At 40.1% G+C, this 19,270-nt stretch carries 14 protein-coding genes; 12 read left to right on the top strand and 2 right to left on the bottom strand.

Annotated features, from left to right (window positions below):
• Positions 1–91 precede the first annotated feature (91 nt).
• Positions 92–739 carry a DUF421 domain-containing protein gene (locus M9R32_RS02915; RefSeq protein WP_269925251.1) on the top strand — a complete coding sequence of 216 codons (648 nt, stop codon included), beginning with the start codon at positions 92–94 and terminating at the stop codon, positions 737–739.
• On the opposite strand, the gene M9R32_RS02910 is transcribed toward M9R32_RS02915, so the two are convergent.
• The gene (locus tag M9R32_RS02910; protein ID WP_269925250.1) at positions 726–2,231 is read right to left on the bottom strand and encodes a putative polysaccharide biosynthesis protein; all 1,506 of its coding nucleotides are present in this window, start codon (positions 2,229–2,231) and stop codon (positions 726–728) included. The genes M9R32_RS02915 and M9R32_RS02910 overlap by 14 nt on opposite strands.
• Positions 2,232–2,326: 95 nt before the next feature.
• Between M9R32_RS02910 and M9R32_RS02905 the strand changes: the two genes are divergently transcribed.
• From M9R32_RS02905 to dtd, 7 genes are all read left to right on the top strand, one after another.
• The gene (locus M9R32_RS02905; protein ID WP_269925249.1) at positions 2,327–2,677 is read left to right on the top strand and encodes a post-transcriptional regulator; all 351 of its coding nucleotides are present in this window, start codon (positions 2,327–2,329) and stop codon (positions 2,675–2,677) included.
• Between the two features lie 108 nt (positions 2,678–2,785).
• Positions 2,786–5,062 carry a protein translocase subunit SecDF gene (secDF, locus tag M9R32_RS02900; RefSeq protein WP_269925248.1) on the top strand — a complete coding sequence of 759 codons (2,277 nt, stop codon included), beginning with the start codon at positions 2,786–2,788 and terminating at the stop codon, positions 5,060–5,062.
• A gap of 103 nt (positions 5,063–5,165) precedes the next feature.
• Positions 5,166–5,591 (top strand): LapA family protein, encoded by a 426-nt coding sequence (locus tag M9R32_RS02895; protein ID WP_269925247.1) that lies wholly within the window; start codon positions 5,166–5,168, stop codon positions 5,589–5,591.
• 260 nt (positions 5,592–5,851) lie between these two features.
• Positions 5,852–8,206: a single-stranded-DNA-specific exonuclease RecJ gene (gene recJ, locus M9R32_RS02890; RefSeq protein WP_269925246.1), complete on the top strand. Its 2,355-nt coding sequence runs from the start codon at positions 5,852–5,854 to the stop codon at positions 8,204–8,206.
• Positions 8,197–8,709, top strand: a complete 513-nt coding sequence (locus tag M9R32_RS02885; protein ID WP_269925245.1) for an adenine phosphoribosyltransferase — start codon at positions 8,197–8,199, stop codon at positions 8,707–8,709. The genes recJ and M9R32_RS02885 overlap by 10 nt, the downstream gene beginning before the upstream one ends.
• Positions 8,710–9,019: 310 nt before the next feature.
• Entirely contained in the window at positions 9,020–11,215 is a 2,196-nt protein-coding gene (locus M9R32_RS02880; protein ID WP_269925244.1) for a RelA/SpoT family protein, read from the top strand.
• A 10-nt stretch (positions 11,216–11,225) separates the two neighbouring features.
• Positions 11,226–11,666 carry a D-aminoacyl-tRNA deacylase gene (gene dtd, locus M9R32_RS02875; protein WP_269925243.1) on the top strand — a complete coding sequence of 147 codons (441 nt, stop codon included), beginning with the start codon at positions 11,226–11,228 and terminating at the stop codon, positions 11,664–11,666.
• A gap of 81 nt (positions 11,667–11,747) precedes the next feature.
• Here the strand turns inward: dtd and M9R32_RS02870 are convergent, their stop codons facing one another.
• Entirely contained in the window at positions 11,748–13,508 is a 1,761-nt protein-coding gene (locus M9R32_RS02870; protein WP_269925242.1) for a glycoside hydrolase family 13 protein, read from the bottom strand.
• Positions 13,509–13,851: 343 nt separating this feature from the next.
• Between M9R32_RS02870 and M9R32_RS02865 the strand changes: the two genes are divergently transcribed.
• From M9R32_RS02865 to M9R32_RS02850, 4 genes are all read left to right on the top strand, one after another.
• The gene (locus M9R32_RS02865) at positions 13,852–15,129 is read left to right on the top strand and encodes an extracellular solute-binding protein (protein ID WP_269925241.1); all 1,278 of its coding nucleotides are present in this window, start codon (positions 13,852–13,854) and stop codon (positions 15,127–15,129) included.
• A gap of 304 nt (positions 15,130–15,433) precedes the next feature.
• Positions 15,434–16,720: a carbohydrate ABC transporter permease gene (locus M9R32_RS02860; protein WP_269925240.1), complete on the top strand. Its 1,287-nt coding sequence runs from the start codon at positions 15,434–15,436 to the stop codon at positions 16,718–16,720.
• Position 16,721: 1 nt separating this feature from the next.
• The gene (locus M9R32_RS02855; RefSeq protein WP_269925239.1) at positions 16,722–17,564 is read left to right on the top strand and encodes a sugar ABC transporter permease; all 843 of its coding nucleotides are present in this window, start codon (positions 16,722–16,724) and stop codon (positions 17,562–17,564) included.
• A 147-nt stretch (positions 17,565–17,711) separates the two neighbouring features.
• Complete coding sequence (locus M9R32_RS02850; protein ID WP_269925238.1) at positions 17,712–19,247, top strand: alpha-amylase family glycosyl hydrolase; 1,536 nt, start codon at positions 17,712–17,714, stop codon at positions 19,245–19,247.
• Positions 19,248–19,270 lie beyond the last annotated feature (23 nt).

Raw genomic sequence — 19,270 nt, 5'->3', positions numbered from 1 at the left:
AATCAAAACCTGTTTTCCTTTTAAGGGAAAACAGGTTTTTTGTATAGTGTGTTGTTTTTTCTCTCATACTTAATAGAAAAAGGGGATGCGTATGAGTGAACTATTTGTTGTAGCATGGAGAACCATTTTTCTCTACCTATTAATACTGTTTATATTCAGAATCATGGGCAAGCGAGAAGTCGGGGAACTGAGCTTGATGGACTTAGTCATTTTCGTCATGATTGCAGAAGTTGCCTCATTTGCGATTGATAATCCACAACGTCAGTTGTTTGAATCCATTCTCCCCATGATTCTTTTATTATTGATTCAGCTTGGGACATCCTATTGGTCCTTGAAAAGCAAGAAAATCCGTGATTTGATTGATGGTGATCCATCCGTCATTATCCGTAACGGGGAAATCATTGAATCCGAAATGCGCAAGCAACGTTACAATTTAGATGACTTGTTTCAGCAACTTCGAGAGCAGCAAATTGGCTCCATCCAGGATGTGTCGTATGCATTTCTGGAGCCATCAGGAAATCTATCCGTGTTCAAGAACGATGGAGATCATCCAGTATTGCCGCTTATTGTCGATGGGGATGTACAGGAATCCCATCTTGATTTAATCCAACAGGATAAAGAGTGGCTACTTGATGAACTGAAGAAAATCCATATTTACGATCCCAGAACCGTATTCTACTGCAGCTATGAACGGGAGAAATTATATGTTCAAATGCGAGAACGTTTTAAGTCTTCTTAATCAGCTTACGAAGTAGACGGACATCCGAGAAACGCAGCTGTCCAAATACGAGCAGGCCGAAGAATAACAATGCACCTGTAACCAAACTATCTGCCACCCAAGGCATTTCACCTAAAGGCCAGATGACTGGACGAAGAATCGTGACGACAATAAACAGTAAATAGGGAAGTGCAAAAAATGTGAAGCCAAGACCGGCTTCTTTTTTTTGTCTGAGAGTAGCCATATGTAAAAAGGATGTTAAACATACACCGAAACCAATCGCTAAAATCGCACCTTTTTCTTCCACTCCCGGTTGGGATGCTAAAACAAACATTACGAATAATTTACCGAGTCCACCGTAGATGGAATTCATCATTGCGGCTTTAGCCTCATGCATGGCTTGCAGAATCGCATGGAGAGGACTCTGGATGTAATAGAAAAAGAATACAGGGGCAAGTAAAGCCATGTAACCTTTTCCTTCTGTTACGTTGAATAGCACCCGAACAATATGTTCACCGTGCAAATAAAAAATTGTTGCGGCAAAACAACCCGTAATGGCCGACACGCGCATAGCCAGCGACACACGTTCCTGAAGCATGACCTTATTGGAGCGGGCTCTCGCGTCACTGACAGCTGGAACCAATACAATCGACAGGGCGTAAGGGATAAACGCCGGGAATAACAACAAGGGAATAAAAACGGCAGAGATTAGACCGTATAAATTGGTCGCTGCAACTGCCCCGATTCCTGCGACAGAAAGTGCCTTAATAAAGACAATCGGCTCTAGGAACCATGTAAACGAGCCGAACAATCGACTGCCTGCAGAAGGCAATGCCACCTGCAAGATAGGTGAAGTAGGATAATCGACTTCTTTTTCTTTTATTGTTTTCACTCGCTTGTACTTCCACCATAAATAAAGGAACGCGACGAGTTCCGCAATCAGCGCCATGGTCATGGCTGCCGCTGCAGTTGCAGCAGGACTTGATTGATTGACCACGTATGGCAGTAACCACGTGACCAGTCCAATGCGGAAAAATTGCTCAATCAATGACGACCAGGCAGTTTCCTCCACTTTGGCAAGACCTTGGAAGTAGCCTTTTAATACTCCTGCATAAGCGGAGATTGGAATCGTAATCAACCCGATAATGAGCGTCTGGGCAATCGCTTCATTTTCCAGTAAATTTGTTGCAACAAATGGAATGGTGAAATATAACAGTGGTCCAAAAAAGATGATTGACAGCCAAGTCAGTTTCCACACTTTGCGCATGAGTGCTTGAATTTCTGCATGTTTTTTCCCTGCATACAGTTCTGCTGTTATTTTGGCGACGGCAATTGGCAATCCAAGCTGGATTAAGGATAAGAAGAAAATGAAAGCGGGGTAGGCTGCTGAGTAAATACCGACCGCTTCTTCACCAGCGATACGCACGAATTGAATGCGAAAAACAAAGCCAAACAATTTGGATAAAAAAACAGCGCCCATTAATACCATCGTTCCACGTAAAAATGTCGACAATTCTGCCACTTCCTTCTCAAGTCAAAGAAATTCGTATACAATATTCGTATGCGAAAATAACGATGCTTAAAACCGAAGAAGAGGGAAGTGTTTCGATGAGTGTTAAGTATGAAGAATTATTTGAACTTGTGCGACCAGCATTGGAAAGTAAAGTTTTCGAATTTCGCTTGTATAATTACGACTCTGTCACGGATGTGGACGTATGGCACTATTGCATCAATAAGAAATGGCGGAAACGTGACATTCTGGAAATGCGAGTCTCTGAAATGGTAAATGATATTTTAGAAACTTCGCCAGCACAATACATGACACACACTCAAATTGAAGACTTCAGAACGTCGAATTGGTTCTCTGATATCAATAAGGACGATCTTCAAGAGCTATTGAAACCGAATAGCAAAGCATCCAAGACAGAAATTGTTTTTGCAAAATCGTCAGAATCTTAAGGACATTTGACACGTAGCGTGACGTGTTTCATAATAACCATGTTGCGCTTTTTTTCGAGAATGGTAATTTTAGATTGCCATTTGACTAGTTGAGGAGGAAGTTTACATATGAAAACCAGAGGCCGAATTATCGCATTTTTATTACTCATCGTAGTATTTGCGGCTTCCATCAGCACAACCGCTCAATCGGTTGTCAAAGATATTAAACTAGGTTTAGATTTACAAGGTGGTTTTGAAGTTCTTTACGAAGTTCAACCATTACCAGGTGGAAAGAAAATAACAGAAGATGTCCTTGCTGATACAGCAGAAGCTCTTTTAAACCGTATTAATGTACTGGGCGTTAGTGAGCCAGTCATCCAGGTTGAAGGCGACAATCGTATTCGTGTGCAACTTGCCGGTGTGGAAGATCAAGAATCCGCGCGTGAATTGCTATCAACACAAGCGAATCTGTCATTCCGCGATGTTGAAGACAATTTAATGTTAGACGGTTCTGATTTAAAAGAAGGTGGAGCAAAAGCGACATTTGATGACAAGAGTCGTCCGATGGTTACGCTTGAACTGAAAGATCCATCTAAATTTGCAGATGTGACTCAAGAAATTTCTCAGAAACCATATGGTTCAAATTTATTGGTAATCTGGTTGGACTTTGAAGAAGGTGTGGATTCTTTCGCTGCTGAAATGACGAAAGAGAAACCTAAATTTGTTTCAAGCCCTAAGGTGGATGAAAGAATTAACTCTAATAATGTTCAAATCAGTGGTTCATTTACAGTTGAAGAAACAAAAAGTTTAGCCGGCGTTTTAAATGCAGGGGCATTACCGGTTAAATTGGAAGAAGAATATTCTACATCAGTCGGTGCTCAGTTCGGTGAACAAGCACTGAACATGACTGTATTTGCAGGTATTATCGGGATAGCTGTTATTTTCTTATTCATGCTGGGTTATTACCGCTTGCCTGGATTGGTAGCAATGGTTACATTATCCGTTTATATCTATTTGATTCTTCTAGTATTCGAATTGATTAACGGCGTATTGACGCTTCCTGGTATTGCGGCAATCGTGTTAGGTGTTGGGATGGCAGTGGATGCGAATATCATTACCTACGAACGAATTAAAGAAGAGCTTCGCGTAGGTGATTCAATCAAGTCTGCATTCAAAAAAGGAGCTAGCTCCTCATTCTCGGCAATTCTTGATGCCAATATTACATCTTTAATCGCTGCAGCAGTGCTATTCTATTTTGGGACAAGCTCAGTTAAAGGTTTCGCATTGATGTTAATCATCAGTATTCTTGGAAGCTTCCTTACTGCGGTCTGGGGTTCCCGTTTACTATTAGGGTTACTTGTGAACAGTGGGATGTTTGACGGCAAGACATGGTTGTTCGGTGTCAACAAATCGTCGATTCATGCAGCTGAAGAGAAATTTGATACATTGGATTTACCAACTAAATTCGATCGTTTCGATTTTGTTGCTTCGCGTAAGAAATTCTTTACAGCTTCAATTGCGTTCCTTGTAATCGGGATGATTCTGCTTGGCATTTTCCGCTTGAATCTGGGAATCGATTTCTCAAGTGGGACGCGTGTAGAAGTCTTATCTGAAAATGCATTGACAAAAGAAGAAGTGGCAACATATTTAGAGTCGATTGACCATCCTTCAGAGGACATTGTCATTTCAGGTGACAAAAAGAATATTGGTGTTATTCGTTATAAAGAAGAATTTTCTCAAACAGAAATCAATAAATTAAAATCGACAATCAGTGATGAATATGGTGCTGAACCAAACATCAGCACGGTTTCTCCAACTGTCGGAAAAGAATTAGCGAAGAATGCATTTTATGCTTTAATTCTTGCGGCTATAGGGATCATTATTTACACAGCTTTCCGTTTTGAATGGAAAATGGGTGTCGCTGCGATTGTTTCACTTTTACATGATGCTTTCTTCATGGTGGCGTTGTTCAGTATATTGCGCCTTGAAGTGGATATTACGTTTATCGCAGCTGTCTTGACGATTGTCGGTTACTCGATTAACGATACGATCGTTACGTTCGACCGTATCCGTGAAAACATGAGACGCTCGAAAAAAATCGATTCAGAAGAAGAGCTTGCACTTATTGTGAATAAGTCGCTTCGCCAGACACTTGGCCGCTCAGTGAATACTGTGTTGACAGTTGTCATTGTGGTTGTAGCATTGTTGATTTTCGGTGCACCGTCAATCCAAAACTTCTCTATCGCTTTATTGATTGGTTTAATTGCCGGAACGTATTCTTCAATCTTTATCGCAGCACAACTTTGGTTCGTATTGAAAAAACGTGAACTGAACAAACGTGGGGCAATTGATATTGAAGCAGAAGAAAGTGCGAAAAAATGGGGTTCTGATGAGCCTGTCGTGTAATAGTTTATAAATAATGAGGAACAGGGTATAGATAAACTATACTCTGTTCCTTTTTTTGAGTATTATGGAACAACCACGTTTTAACAATTAAGGGGGGAAACTAATGAAATTTCAATGGTCTTTATTATTCGCACTTATTTTCGCAGTGATTGTTGCCATTTTTGCCGTAGTGAATGTGGATGAAGTTCCTGTCAATTACGTGTTCGGGACAGCAACATTGCCTCTTATTTTAGTAATTTTAGGGTCAGCCTTACTCGGAGCTTTAGTAAGCGGATCCGTTGCCATTTTCCGATCGTTCGTGTTGCAACGTAGAGTCAGACAACTTGAAAAAGATAACACGGCAAAAGAATCGCTAATTGCAGCACAACAAAATGAAATCTCTGCTTTGAACAAAAATGAACCTGGCCGTTACCAGGACGCACATTTGGCCACTCAAGATAAGTTGAATGGAGAAACAGTTGTCGATACACCATTAAACAGGAAAGATATTAAAAACGATACAAATGCTGATGTCCGTTCAACAAGTTAAGAAAAATGACGCACTCCTAGTGAGTGCTTTTTTTATGGCTTTAAAAATAAATAAATATAACTGCATTTATGCAAGAAAATGTTGATTTCCAAAAATATTAGAAAACTCTGTTGGACACTACGCAGATTTAGTTGGACAAGCATTTTTTGTAGGCGTCTAGCTAACAAACCAAATACTACATTTTCAAATGATAATAGACTCGAAGAATTACATAAAAGCCTATATACGTTATAATGGTAGATATGAGGAAGTGACTAAAAATGATTGAATCTAAAAAAAGATGGCGTCTGGAGAGACCGGACGAACAAACCGTTCAACATTTAAAAGAAGCATTAAATTTACCAACCGTATCTGCGAAACTTCTAGCGTCTCGCGGATTTTCTGATATTAATAAAACAAAAGCGTTTTTAAATATGGACGATTCATCAATGCACGACCCATTTTTAATGCATGACATGGATAAAGCAGTGGCTCGCATCAAAAAAGCAATAGCCGATGAGGAAATGATTTTAGTGTACGGTGATTACGATGCAGATGGTGTGACGAGTACTACAGTGATGATGTCTGCTCTTCAACAACTGAATGCCCATGTCACATTTGCTATTCCGAATCGATTCGTGGACGGCTATGGTCCAAGTGAACGACTATTTAAAGAAGCATTCGAAGATGGTGTAAGTCTTATCATTACAGTGGATAATGGAATATCAGGGCTTAATGAAATTCAAATGGCGAAGGATCTCGGAATGGATGTTATCGTTACAGATCACCATGAAGCTGGTGAAATACTGCCACCTGCAGATGCTATTATCCATCCAAGACATCCTCAAGGAAGCTATCCTTTCGGTGAACTGGCTGGAGTTGGTGTTGCGTTCAAAGTTGCGCATGCGTTACTCGGTGAAGCACCGAAAGAATTGTTGGAACTCGTTGCGATTGGCACCGTAGCCGATCTTGTCTCTTTGCACGATGAAAACCGTTATTTTGTGCAGGCTGGCATCAAACAGATGCGCATATCTAAAAGACCTGCAATAAAGGCTCTATGCCAAATTGCAGGCACCGAACAAGATCAAATCAACGAAGAGACGATTGGCTTCTTATTCGGTCCACGCATTAATGCACTTGGTCGACTTGCGGATGCAGGTCCAGGTGTCGAGATGTTCTTAACGGACGATGCAATTGAAGCGGCATCGCTTGCTAAAGTATTGGATACGCACAATAAAGAACGTCAAGGCATTGTCAGCCAGATGACAGAAGAAGCGATCGCTATGGTTGAATCAGGCGAATTAGGCAAAGACCCACTGGTGATTGTCGTGGCAAAAGAAGGCTGGAATCCTGGAGTCGTTGGAATCGTGGCGTCCCGTTTGGTGGAAAAGTATTATCGTCCAACCATCGTTCTTGGAATGGATCCTGAGAAAGGAATTGCAAAAGGATCCGCGCGCAGTATTGAAGGGTTCCACTTATACAATGAACTTGCTAAAAATCGTGATATTTTGCCTCATTTTGGTGGACATCCTATGGCTGCAGGAATGACTTTGCCATTAGAGAAGGTCGGAGATTTACGCAGTAGATTACAACAACAAGCCAATGAGGCATTAACAGAAGAAGACTTACAACCGATTCAGCAAATCGATATTTCCATCAATCTAGAAGAAATTGATTTGACGACCATTGAGTCGTTGAAACAACTTGGACCATTCGGCATGGATTTTCCAAAGCCGATGTATTGCATTGAAAACGTCAATATCGCTTCGATGAGAAAGATAGGCGCCAATCAAAATCACGTAAAAATGGAACTTGCGGATGGCCCATTGACGCTGGATGCTGTTGGTTTCAGTAAAGGACATTTGGCTGATGAAATGACACCTGGTGTCGCTGTGTCGTTTATTGGTGATTTGCAAATCAACGAGTGGAACGGTCGAAAGAAACCGCAGTTTATGATTGAGGATGCGAAAACGGATGAGTGGCAACTGTATGATATTCGGGGGATTCGACAAGTCAACCGCTGGAATCAGATGATTCAGCCTGACACTGCACTTTACCTGGCATTCCATCAATCGACAGTACAGCATTTTCAATCGTTATTGAATGTTGACATTACATTGATATCCGAAGGTCAATCACTACCAAATCCAAAATCCTATATTGTTCTGCTTGATATTCCGCAACAGGAACAACTGTTGGAAACAGTTTTGACACATGTTCAACCGAAACGGATTTATGCTCATTTTTATGCGCCAGAATCAACGTATTTCGAAGGGATGCCTAGTCGCGACCACTTTAAATGGTATTATGGATTTTTGGCAAAACGGCCATCATTTGATTTGCAACAGCATGCAAAAGAGCTTGCCAAACACAAAGGTTGGAGCGAAAGTACATTATTTTTCATGACAGAGGTGTTTTTTGACCTTGGTTTTGTTAAAATAAACAATGGACGAATTGACCTGCAGGAGACAGCAACGAAACGCGATCTTGCGGAGTCGACGGTATATAAAATGCGCGAGCAACAAATGCAGCTGGAACAAAAGCTTTTATACGCGCCATATATGGAATTAAGACAATGGTTTGATGCCCGCTTAGTCGAGCAGACCGTTCCTGAGGAGGAGCAAGTATGGATTTAAAGCAATATGTAACAATCGTTGAAGATTGGCCGAAACCAGGTATCCGTTTTAAAGATATCTCAACAATTATGGATAATGGTGAAGCTTACAAATATGCAACAGATCAAATCGTAGAATACGCGAAAGAAAAGAACATAGATATGATTGTTGGTCCTGAAGCACGTGGATTCATTATCGGGTGCCCAGTCGCTTATGCAATGGGAAAAGGGTTTGCTCCTGTGCGTAAAGAAGGGAAATTACCTCGTGAAGTGATTCGCGCAGAATATGACCTTGAGTACGGAACAAACGTCTTAACGATGCATAAAGATGCTATCAAGCCAGGTCAACGAGTTATGATCTGTGACGACTTGCTTGCAACTGGTGGAACTGTGGAAGCAACAATCAAACTCATCGAAGAGATGGGTGGAGTAGTTGCAGGTTGTGCATTCTTAATCGAGTTGACTTACCTTGATGGACGCGAAAAATTAAAAGGCTACGATATTTGCACTTTGATGCAATATTAAGGTTGAAAAAAGATGAACTTGCCAAGTTCATCTTTTTTTTATACGATAAAAAAGTTTTAGTTATTACATGCATTTTCAAACTCTAGCTTGTGGGTCAGAGAGAAGAAGCTTCACTTTTCATACTTTCTGCACCAGTGTCGACCCTAGAATGGCACTGTGAGCTTTTCTTTTTAAAAAAAGTGTGTTGATTTTTTGAATGACCATATAATAAAAGACAACATCTTGTAGCATTTAGGGTGCAAGATGTGTTTTTCTAATATACAATAGTCTTTACATATATTCGAAAGTGAATGGAGTCTGGTGATTCGACATGGCGAAAGACCAAATATTTACAGCTGAAGAAGTGTTCGCAATTGTCGCTACGTACATGAACGACAAAAACGTGAAATTTGTCCAAAAGTCGTATGAAATGGCGGAGTATGCTCACCGGGAACAGTTCAGAAAATCAGGAGAGCCTTATATTATCCACCCGATTCAGGTAGCGGGGATACTGGCACAACTACAAATGGATCCTGCAACAGTTGCTGCAGGTTTTTTACATGATGTCGTAGAAGATACTGACATCCATAGAGATGACATCGTTCGCGAATTTAGTGAAGAAGTGGCGATGCTGGTGGAAGGTGTCACGAAGTTAAGTAAAATTAAATTTATGTCTAAAGAAGAACAGCAAGCGGAAAATCACCGTAAAATGTTCGTGGCAATGGCGCAGGACATTCGTGTCATTTTAATTAAATTGGCGGATCGACTGCACAATATGCGCACATTGAAATTCCAACCAGTGGAAAAGCAAAGGCTTAAAGCAAGTGAAACGCTGGAAATTTTCGCTCCCCTGGCACATCGACTTGGGATTTCCACAATCAAATGGGAACTTGAAGACATTTCGTTGCGCTACTTAAATCCCCAGCAATACTACCGCATCGTAAATTTGATGAAACGAAAACGCAATGAGCGTGAAGATTATTTGAACAATGTAATGGTTGATATCAAAAGCGAGCTTGAAGATGTTGAAATCGAAGCTGATTTGTATGGTCGACCAAAACATATATACAGTATCTATAAAAAAATGGTCCTGCAAAATAAGCAATTTAACGAAATCTATGATTTGCTTGCCGTACGAATAACAGTCGAAAGTATTAAAGACTGTTACGCTGTTCTCGGTATTATCCATACGCTTTGGAAGCCGATGCCTGGACGTTTCAAGGATTATATTGCTATGCCTAAGCAGAACTTATATCAATCACTCCATACAACGGTGATTGGTCCTCAAGGCGATCCTTTGGAAGTGCAGATTCGCACGGAAGAAATGCATCGTATCGCTGAATTCGGGGTTGCTGCTCACTGGGCTTATAAAGAAGGCAAAACCGTGGAGTCTACGAATAAATCGGTTGATTCGAAGCTGACTTGGTTCAGAGAGATTTTGGAGTACCAAAATGAATCTTCGAATGCGGAAGAATTTATGGAATCACTTAAATTCGACCTATTCTCGGATATGGTTTATGTATTTTCTCCAAAAGGGGATGTAATGGAATTACCGGCTGGATCGGTTCCAATCGATTTTGCTTTCCGCGTTCATTCCGAAATCGGCAACAAGACTATTGGAGCAAAAGTTAACGGTAAAATGGTACCGCTTGATACGAAGCTTCAAACAGGAGATATTGTTGAAATTTTAACTTCTAAACAATCATTTGGTCCAAGTAGAGATTGGTTGAAAATAGCCCAATCATCACAAGCCAAAAATAAAATTAAACAATTCTTCAAAAAGCAAGTTCGTGATGATAATGTCCACAAAGGTCATGAAATGATCGAAAAAGAAATAAAAGCGCAAGAGTTTGATATTAAAGAAGTGTTAACGAATGAAAATATTAAACGAGTATGTGAAAAGTTCAATTTCACGAGTGAAGAAGATATGTATGCAGCGGTTGGGTTTAATGGCATAACGGCGCAACAGGTCGTGAACCGTCTGGCAGAAAAAATGCGCAAAATTCGTGATCAGGAAGAAGCTTTAGAGAAAATCACGAAAGAAATGCACACACCGACCATCCGTAAAGCGACCGAATCGGGTGTTATTGTTAAAGGAATCGACAACTTATTGATTCGTTTATCACGTTGTTGCAGCCCTGTACCTGGTGACGAAATCGTTGGATTCATTACTAAAGGTCGCGGAGTATCAGTTCATCGAGACGATTGTCCGAATGTGCAGGATGCAACTGGCAATGAACGCTTGATTGACGTGGAGTGGGGTCAGCCGCTGACATCAACTCGTAAAGAATACCAAGTTGATATCGAAATTTCTGCTTTCGATCGACCTGGTTTATTGAACGAAGTGATGCAAGTGGTGAATGAGACCAAAACCAATATTTCAGCAGTCAGTGGTAAAGCTGACCGCGATAAAATAGCGACGATTAATATGACGATTATGATTACAAATATTGCGCATTTACACAAAATCGTTGAACGGATTAAACAAATTCCGGATATTCATTCCGTGCAACGCATGACGAATTGAGGGTTCAGTTTTGAAAGTCGTACTACAGCGAAGTTTAAAAGCAAAAGTTGAAGTAAATGGGGAAGTCACCGGGCAGATCGATAAAGGTTTAGTTTTGCTCGTGGGCATTACCCATAATGATACCGAAGAAGATGTGCGCTACGTCGCTGAAAAAGTGGCAAATCTTCGTTTATTTGAAGATGAGAGTGGCAAAATGAATCTTTCCATCTTCGATGCGGGTGGCTCAATTTTATCCGTTTCCCAATTTACGTTATACGGGGATACGCGAAAAGGCAGACGTCCGAGTTTCAGTGAAGCGGCCAAACCAGATATTGCAAAACCACTCTGGGAGTTGTTTAACGAAGAACTTCGTAATTTGAATCTTCATGTCGAAACTGGCGTCTTTGGCGCAATGATGGATGTATCCTTGACGAATGACGGACCAGTAACGTTGATTGTGGAATCTAAATAAAAATAAAAACACCCTTTTTCTGAAGACGAAACCATATCATATGTTTCGTAGTTGAAAAGGGTGTTTTTTTATTTATCTTTTTTAGACAGTATGGAATTCCACAATTTTAAAATCATATGGCTCTAGCTGAATCTGCGGGAATGGTTCGCACACTATTTCTTCATCTGTCCAAAGATTTTTCAATGAGTTATTTTTTATCTCAAATGGAACTTGATAGCTCTGCGTTGTATTTGTTGGGTTGATTAAAACGAATATATTGCGGTCGTCCACATATTTTCTATAGACGACAAGATTCGTGTCAATCCAGTTCATGAACTGGAACTGACCATCATTCGCGAGCAATGGATGTTGTTTACGTAACGAAATACATTTTGTCACATGGGCGAGAAGGTCCGTATTCTGTTTTCCTTCTTCCCATTCCATGCAAGCTCTACAGCCAGGATCTTGCCCACCAGTCATACCAAGTTCGTCTCCGTAATACATACATGGTGAGCCGATGGAAGTATACATTAATAAATAAATCAGTTTGACACGTCTTACATCGTCCTGACACTCTGTGAGGATTCTAGACGTATCGTGGCTGCCAACTAAGTTAAAAGTGACGTCCATCACGTTATTTGGATAGCTTTGCACCACAGAAGTCATGGAGTCCATGAAATCCATAGCAGACATCTTCTGACTGGCAAACAATTGTAATACATTAGTAGTAAAAGGATAGTTCATAACAGCATCAAATTGATCACCGTAGAGCCATGGCATGGAATCGTGCCATACTTCGCCTAAAATATAGATATCAGGTTTTTCATTACGGACGACATAGCGGAATTCTCTCCAGAATTGGTGATCTACTTCGTTAGCAACATCTAAGCGCCAGCCATCAATATCAAATTCTTTTATCCAGTAAGCCGCAACATCAAGTAAGTATTTTTTTACATGTGGGTTTTGAGTATTCAGTTTTGGCATTTGGGGGACAAATGCAAATGCCTCGTAATTTGGACGCTCACCTTTCTGCAAAGGTAGGCTGTGCGGATAAAACCAGTCAACGAATTCCGATTCACTTCCTTTTTCCAACACGTCTTGGAAGGGAGGGAAGTAGAAACCACAATGATTAAATACAGCGTCCAACATCACTTTTATACCACGAGCATGGCATGATTCTACTAAACTCTTTAAATCTTCTTTCGTACCAAATTGAGGATCAATCGAAAAATAATCGATTGTGTCATATTTATGGTTGGTTGGTGCAGTAAAGATCGGTGTAAGATAGATGCCATTGATACCGAGCGTTACCAAGTAATCAAGCTTTTGCTCGATTCCTTTCAAATCACCGCCAAAGAAATTGTTTGCAGATGGTTCAACTTTTCCCCATGGCTGAACATCTTTAGGATCGTTTAATTTGTCTCCATTGAAGAATCGATCTGGGAATATTTGATACCATACCGTATCCTTTACCCATTCTGGTGGGTTAAATTGCTCCGAGGCATGGAGGTAAGGAAAACAAAAATAATAGCCAGAATCATAAATGATATCTTCATAAAATCCTTTTTCCGTAAAAAGAACACGTTCATCATTCGAATAAAGTTCAAATCCGTATCGAATTCTTCGGTGGGGAGGACTTATTTTTACTTCCCAGTAATCGAATAATGCATCAGTTGCACTTTTGGAAATATCAGCACGTTGAAAAATCCATTTATCGTTTTCCCAAACATATGGATCGCCATAAATAAGTTCGATTTTTTGGATGTCAGCTTTTTTAGTCCGTATTCTGATGCAAAGCGTGTCCTTTTCGATGATAAAAGAATAATTATTCCCTGGTCGGTGAAAAATAGCCGATCGTTCCATGAGAGCACCACCTTATGAGTATTTGTATTTTAAAACTTCGATTCAGATTAACAAAACAATTTAATCAATTCAATCCCTGTGTAATTTTTTATAAGTAATTTACGCTTTATAAAAAAATTACTTCAGTAATTGTAAAAAATAGTTATTGTAAAATTAGAAACAATCATTATAATAAAGAATATATTTGTGCAATCGCTTTCACAAGTTTAAAAGATTCGGAAAAGGTCAAAACACTCAATTGTTATTTTTTTATTAAATGATGATAGCGTTTTCATTTACGAGTTTTTAGTTTTGTGCAAACGGTTGTATAAGTGAGTGTTAAAAAGATATTAGGAGGGTCATGATGAAGAAAAATTTATTATTAATGATGCTTGTTCTTTTGTTAGCTATGCTAGCTGCTTGTGCACCTGATCGTGCAGAAGAACCAAAACCAGCTGACGGAAAAGACGTCGCTGAAGAGCCAAAACCAGAGAAACTTGTTATCTGGGAAGATGTTGATAAGAGTAAAGACTGGTTACCAGCTGCAATCGAATCATTCGAAAAAGAGCATGGAATCAAAGTTGAATTCAAAGAATTGAACATGGCTGACAAAATCCGTGATCAATTACGTCTTGACGGACCAACAGGAAATGCTCCAGACGTAGTAACTCTTCCACATGACCAAATCGGTCAAGTAGTAACGGAAGGACTTCTTCAAGAAATCAATGTAGAAGATTCAGTTTTAAAAACATACAGCGAATCTTCAATCACTGCTCAAATGTATGATGGAAAACTTTACGGTCTTCCAAAAGCAACAGAAACACCAGTATTTATTTATAATAAAGCTTTAATGGAAAAAGCTCCTGAAACAATGGATGAGCTTTATACATTCTCTAAAGATTTCACAAAAGGTGGAAACTATGGTTTCCTAGCACTTTGGGATAACTTCTACTTTGCACATGGTGCAATCGCAGGTATGGGTGGATATGTTTTCAACGAAGGTGCTGAAGGTCTTGACCGCGATGATATCGGTCTTAACAATGAAGGCGCTGTAGAAGGTGCTGCTTACATTCAAAAATGGTACACAGAAGGATTATTCCCTAAAGGTATCATCGGAGAAACTGGCGGCGCTGCAATGGATGGATTATTTAACGAAGGTAAAGTTGCTGCTGTTATGAACGGACCTTGGGCATTCCAAGGAATGAGAGACGCAGGCGTTGACATCGGAATTGCTCCAATGCCAAAACTTCCAAACGGAGAGCCTGTTAAAACATTCATGGGTGTTAAAGGATGGCATGTAACGAAATTCACGAAAAATCCTTACTGGGCAACAAAACTTATCGAACACTTGTCTAACGATGAAAACTCGAAAGCTCGTTTCGAAGCAGTATCTGAAATTCCAGCTAACGTAGCATTAGTTGAAGATCCAATCATTGCTGACAATGAAGGTGCTAAAGCTGTAGCTGTTCAATCTCAATACGCTGTTCCAATGCCAAACATTCCAGAAATGGGCGAGGTATGGGGACCAATGGCTTCTGCACTTCAAACTGTGGCAACAGGTAAATCTGAACCACAAGCAGCTTTGGACGAAGCAGTTAAGTCAATTAAAACGAATATCGAAACAAATCACCCAGCTAAATAATATTTGCTGATTGCGTCACTCAAGTTCTACACCGATGCTTGAAACTCGCACCGGTTACAACCACCTGCCAGATCCGCTTCAGTGGGTCTGGTCGAGACTTGAGTAGCGTATCACGCTGATACCAAGATGCTGGAAAAAGTCATGGGCGGTACCCTCTATCATGGAGGGTATGGCCTATCCTTTTATTTATACTAATAATTTCAGTTTTACAGAAAGCATACTATAAGTATTGAAAACAACAATTTCCGATTGTGATACATACTCAACACTTTCTTCTATGCTGAAAAAGGAGGCACAAGCCCGAATGGAAGGTTTAACAACTGCTACTCATCATCGAAGAAATGCCACGCTGCTCTCCATCATTCCTGGATTCGGTCAATTCTATAATAAGCAATTCATTAAGGGAATGGTCTTTTTAATATTAGCTGCATCTTTTGCAATCGTCTTTTCCGAATTTTTAGGATTAGGCTATTGGGGCATTGTCACGTTAGGTGAAATTCCTGGACTCGACAATTCGGTGTTCCTGCTAATCGATGGCATCATCGCATTGATCATCACAATCATGGGCCTGTGCGTGTATGCGTTTAATTTATATGATGCATACCAAAACGGGAAGAAACGTGATTTAGGTGAATCCGTAAATTCTGTTCGTCAGCAATACCATAATTTGATTAACAACGGATTCCCTTACTTAATGATTTCACCAGGATTCTTCCTCTTAATCTTTGTCGTCATTTTCCCAATATTATTTGTTATCCTTTTGGCATTTACAAATTATGATCTTTATCATTCACCTCCAGGCAATCTAGTTGACTGGGTTGGATTCCAGAACTTTATCGATATCTATAAGTTGGATATTTGGAGAAAAACATTCTTTGCTGTATTAGCTTGGACAATTGTTTGGACTTTTGGAGCTACTACTTTCCAAGTAGCATTAGGAATTTTCCTGGCAATCCTTGTTAATCAAAAGGATCTAAAAGGTAAAGCGATGATCCGTACCATCATGATTTTACCTTGGGCGGTTCCGTCATTTATCACGATTTTAATTTTCTCGGGAATGTTCAATGAATCATTCGGTGTCATCAATAAATCGATCTTGCCTTTATTAGGGCTCGAAAGTGGTTTGCCGTGGATGACGAATGAACTGTGGACGAGATTAGCGTTAATTATGATTCAGACTTGGTTAGGGTTCCCGTTCATTTTTGCCATGACAACAGGAGTTCTGCAATCAATTCCAGATGAATTGTATGAAGCGGCAAATGTGGACGGTGCGTCCATTATGCAAAAGTTCTTTTCAATTACATTGCCGTTAGTGTTGTATGCGACGGCACCAATAATCATTACGCAGTACACGTTCAACTTTAATAACTTTAATGTTATTTTCCTATTCAATGGTGGCGGTCCTGCGATTCCGAGTCAGAATGCCGGGGGTACGGATATCCTCATTTCTTGGATCTATCGTCTGACTATGACCAGTGCGCAATACGGAAAAGCGGCTGCAGTAACCATGATTCTTTCAATCATTGTCATTTCCGTTGCGTTATGGCAATTTAAACGAACGAAATCTTTCCAAGAGGAGGATATGATGTAGCATGAGTAATAAAAAAAGCAGAATCATCCGACTCACGTTATCTTATTTAGCTATTTTAGCGATGGTTGCCATCGTGGTGTATCCATTGCTTTGGGTTATTGGGTCATCTTTTAATCCAGGACAAAGTTTATCGGGTTCAAAAATGTTCCCAGAGAATCCGACATTTAAACATTACGCTTTCTTGTTTGATACAGAGAAATCCAACTACCTTCTTTGGTATTGGAATTCGATGAAAATCAGTGTCATCACAATGGTTTTGACTGTTATCTCAGTGTCATTTACGGCGTATGCCTTTTCACGTTACCGTTTCTATGGAAGAAAGAACGGCTTGCTGACATTCTTAATCTTGCAAATGATTCCTAACTTTGCAGCACTAATTGCGATTTTCGTATTAGCGATTCGTACAGGGTTGATCGACACACACCTAGGATTGATTCTTGTATATGTTGGTGGGCAAATACCGATGAACACCTATTTGATGAAAGGTTATTTGGACACCATTCCAAGAGAATTGGATGAATCGGCAAAAATGGATGGTGCGGGTCATATGCGCATTTTCTTCCAGATTGTTATGCCTCTTGCTAAACCCATCATTGCGGTTGTTGCATTGTTCTCGTTCATTGCGCCATTGGGTGATTTCATCCTTGCACGGATCTTACTGCGTGATGATCAGAAATTCACACTTGCGGTCGGACTATACGAATTGGTTGCCAAGCAGTTTGGTAATGAATTCACAAAGTTCGCAGCAGGAGCCGTATTAGTGGCAATACCGATCGCGATTCTGTTCTTAATGTTCCAGAAGTATTTCGTATCTGGATTGACGGCAGGCGGAACAAAAGGGTAATAGCCAAGTTTTTTACGATGCATTTTATTAATTGTTAAGTGGAATCTGCTGCACTCCTGCGATTAGTCGTCGTCTAAAATTTTAGCAACGTGGGTGCAGATTCCAAAAACATTTTTATAAAGCCTTAACTTAAAGGGGGAGCGGGGAATGAGGAACGTATTATATACACTCATTTTAATTCCGTTTCTTCTTTTTTGCGCATTTCCAGTAAGTGCTGTTGAAAAAGAAGAACGAAAGTGGCAGGATGAGTCCATTTATTTCATTATGGTCGATCGCTTCAATAATGGAGATACTGCAAACGATTTTGAAGTGAATACCGCAGACCTCAAGGAATATCATGGGGGAGATTTTAAAGGAATCACTGACAAGCTCGATTACATTCAAGACATGGGTTTCACGGCAATCTGGCTGACACCGGTATTTGATAATGAAGCACAAGGTTACCATGGATATTGGATCAATGACTTTTATAAAACCGAAGAACACTTCGGAACGATGGAAGAATTTAAGACATTAGTGGACGAAGCGCACAAACGAGATATGAAAGTCATTCTGGATTTTGTGGTCAACCATGTGGGACCAAATCATCCATGGGCTGAGGATGAACAAAAAAAAGATTGGTTTCATGAAAAGCAGCCAATTCTGAATTGGGATAACCAACAGGAAGTCGAGAATAATTGGTTGTACGATTTACCGGATTTCAATCAGGAAAACCCTGAAACACGAAAATATCTTTTGGATACCGCGAAATGGTGGATTGAAGAAACTGACGTGGATGGATACCGATTGGATACGGTCAAGCATGTACCAAAAGATTTCTGGACTGATTTCTCCAAAGAAGTGAAGTCTGTTAAAGAAGATTTCTATTTAATGGGTGAAGTTTGGCACAATGACCTTCGAGTGGTTGCAGCCTATGAAGACACAGGGATTGATGGATTCGTAGATTTCCCCCAAAATGAACAATTGCGTACTACATTTGCCAAGCCAGATCAAAGTCTCGGTTGGTTATTCACTTCATTGGATCGCAATAAAGCATTTTATAAACGACCGGAACTATTAGGGAATTTCATGGATAACCATGACATGAGTAGATTCACGCGGGACGTTTTGCAAAATAAGCAGAATCCTGTTACTCGCTGGAAATTGGCTCTTACTTATATTTATACTGCTCCTGGTATCCCGATTGTCTACAGTGGGTCGGAGATTGCCATGGATGGGGGGGAAGATCCTGATAACCGAAGAATGATGGAGTTTGACGGTGACAAAGAGTTGTTAACTTATCTTTCTAAACTTGGAGAATTGCGCAATGAACACACAGCCCTTACTAGAGGAGAACTTGTTCAGTTGCATGAAGCAAGTGGAATGGCTGTTTATAAACGCACCTATCAAGATGAAACGATTGTCGTCGCTATTAACAATACATCTAAATCGCAAACGGTGAAAATTAATAGTAAAGAAATTGCTGACGATAAACAATTAACAGGGTTATTAAGTGACATGCAGGTCAAAGAGAAAAGTGGGCAATATCACTTGACGATTAATGCAGAGACAGCGGAAATATTTACAGTTTCAGAGAAAAGTGGAATGGGCATGTATCCGATTGCCTTTGCAGCTGGTGTGATTTTGGTAAGTCTATTAGCGTTTTATGTATTAAGACGTTCCAAAAGAAAAATAACCAATTGAAATTTCACTATTGAGTAAATTAA

The organism is Paenisporosarcina quisquiliarum (genome assembly GCF_027563315.1).
Taxonomy (GTDB): Bacteria; Bacillota; Bacilli; order Bacillales_A; family Planococcaceae; genus Paenisporosarcina; species Paenisporosarcina quisquiliarum.
The sequence above is the reverse complement of the archived record's forward strand: the minus strand, read 5'-3'. Positions and strand labels throughout refer to the sequence as shown.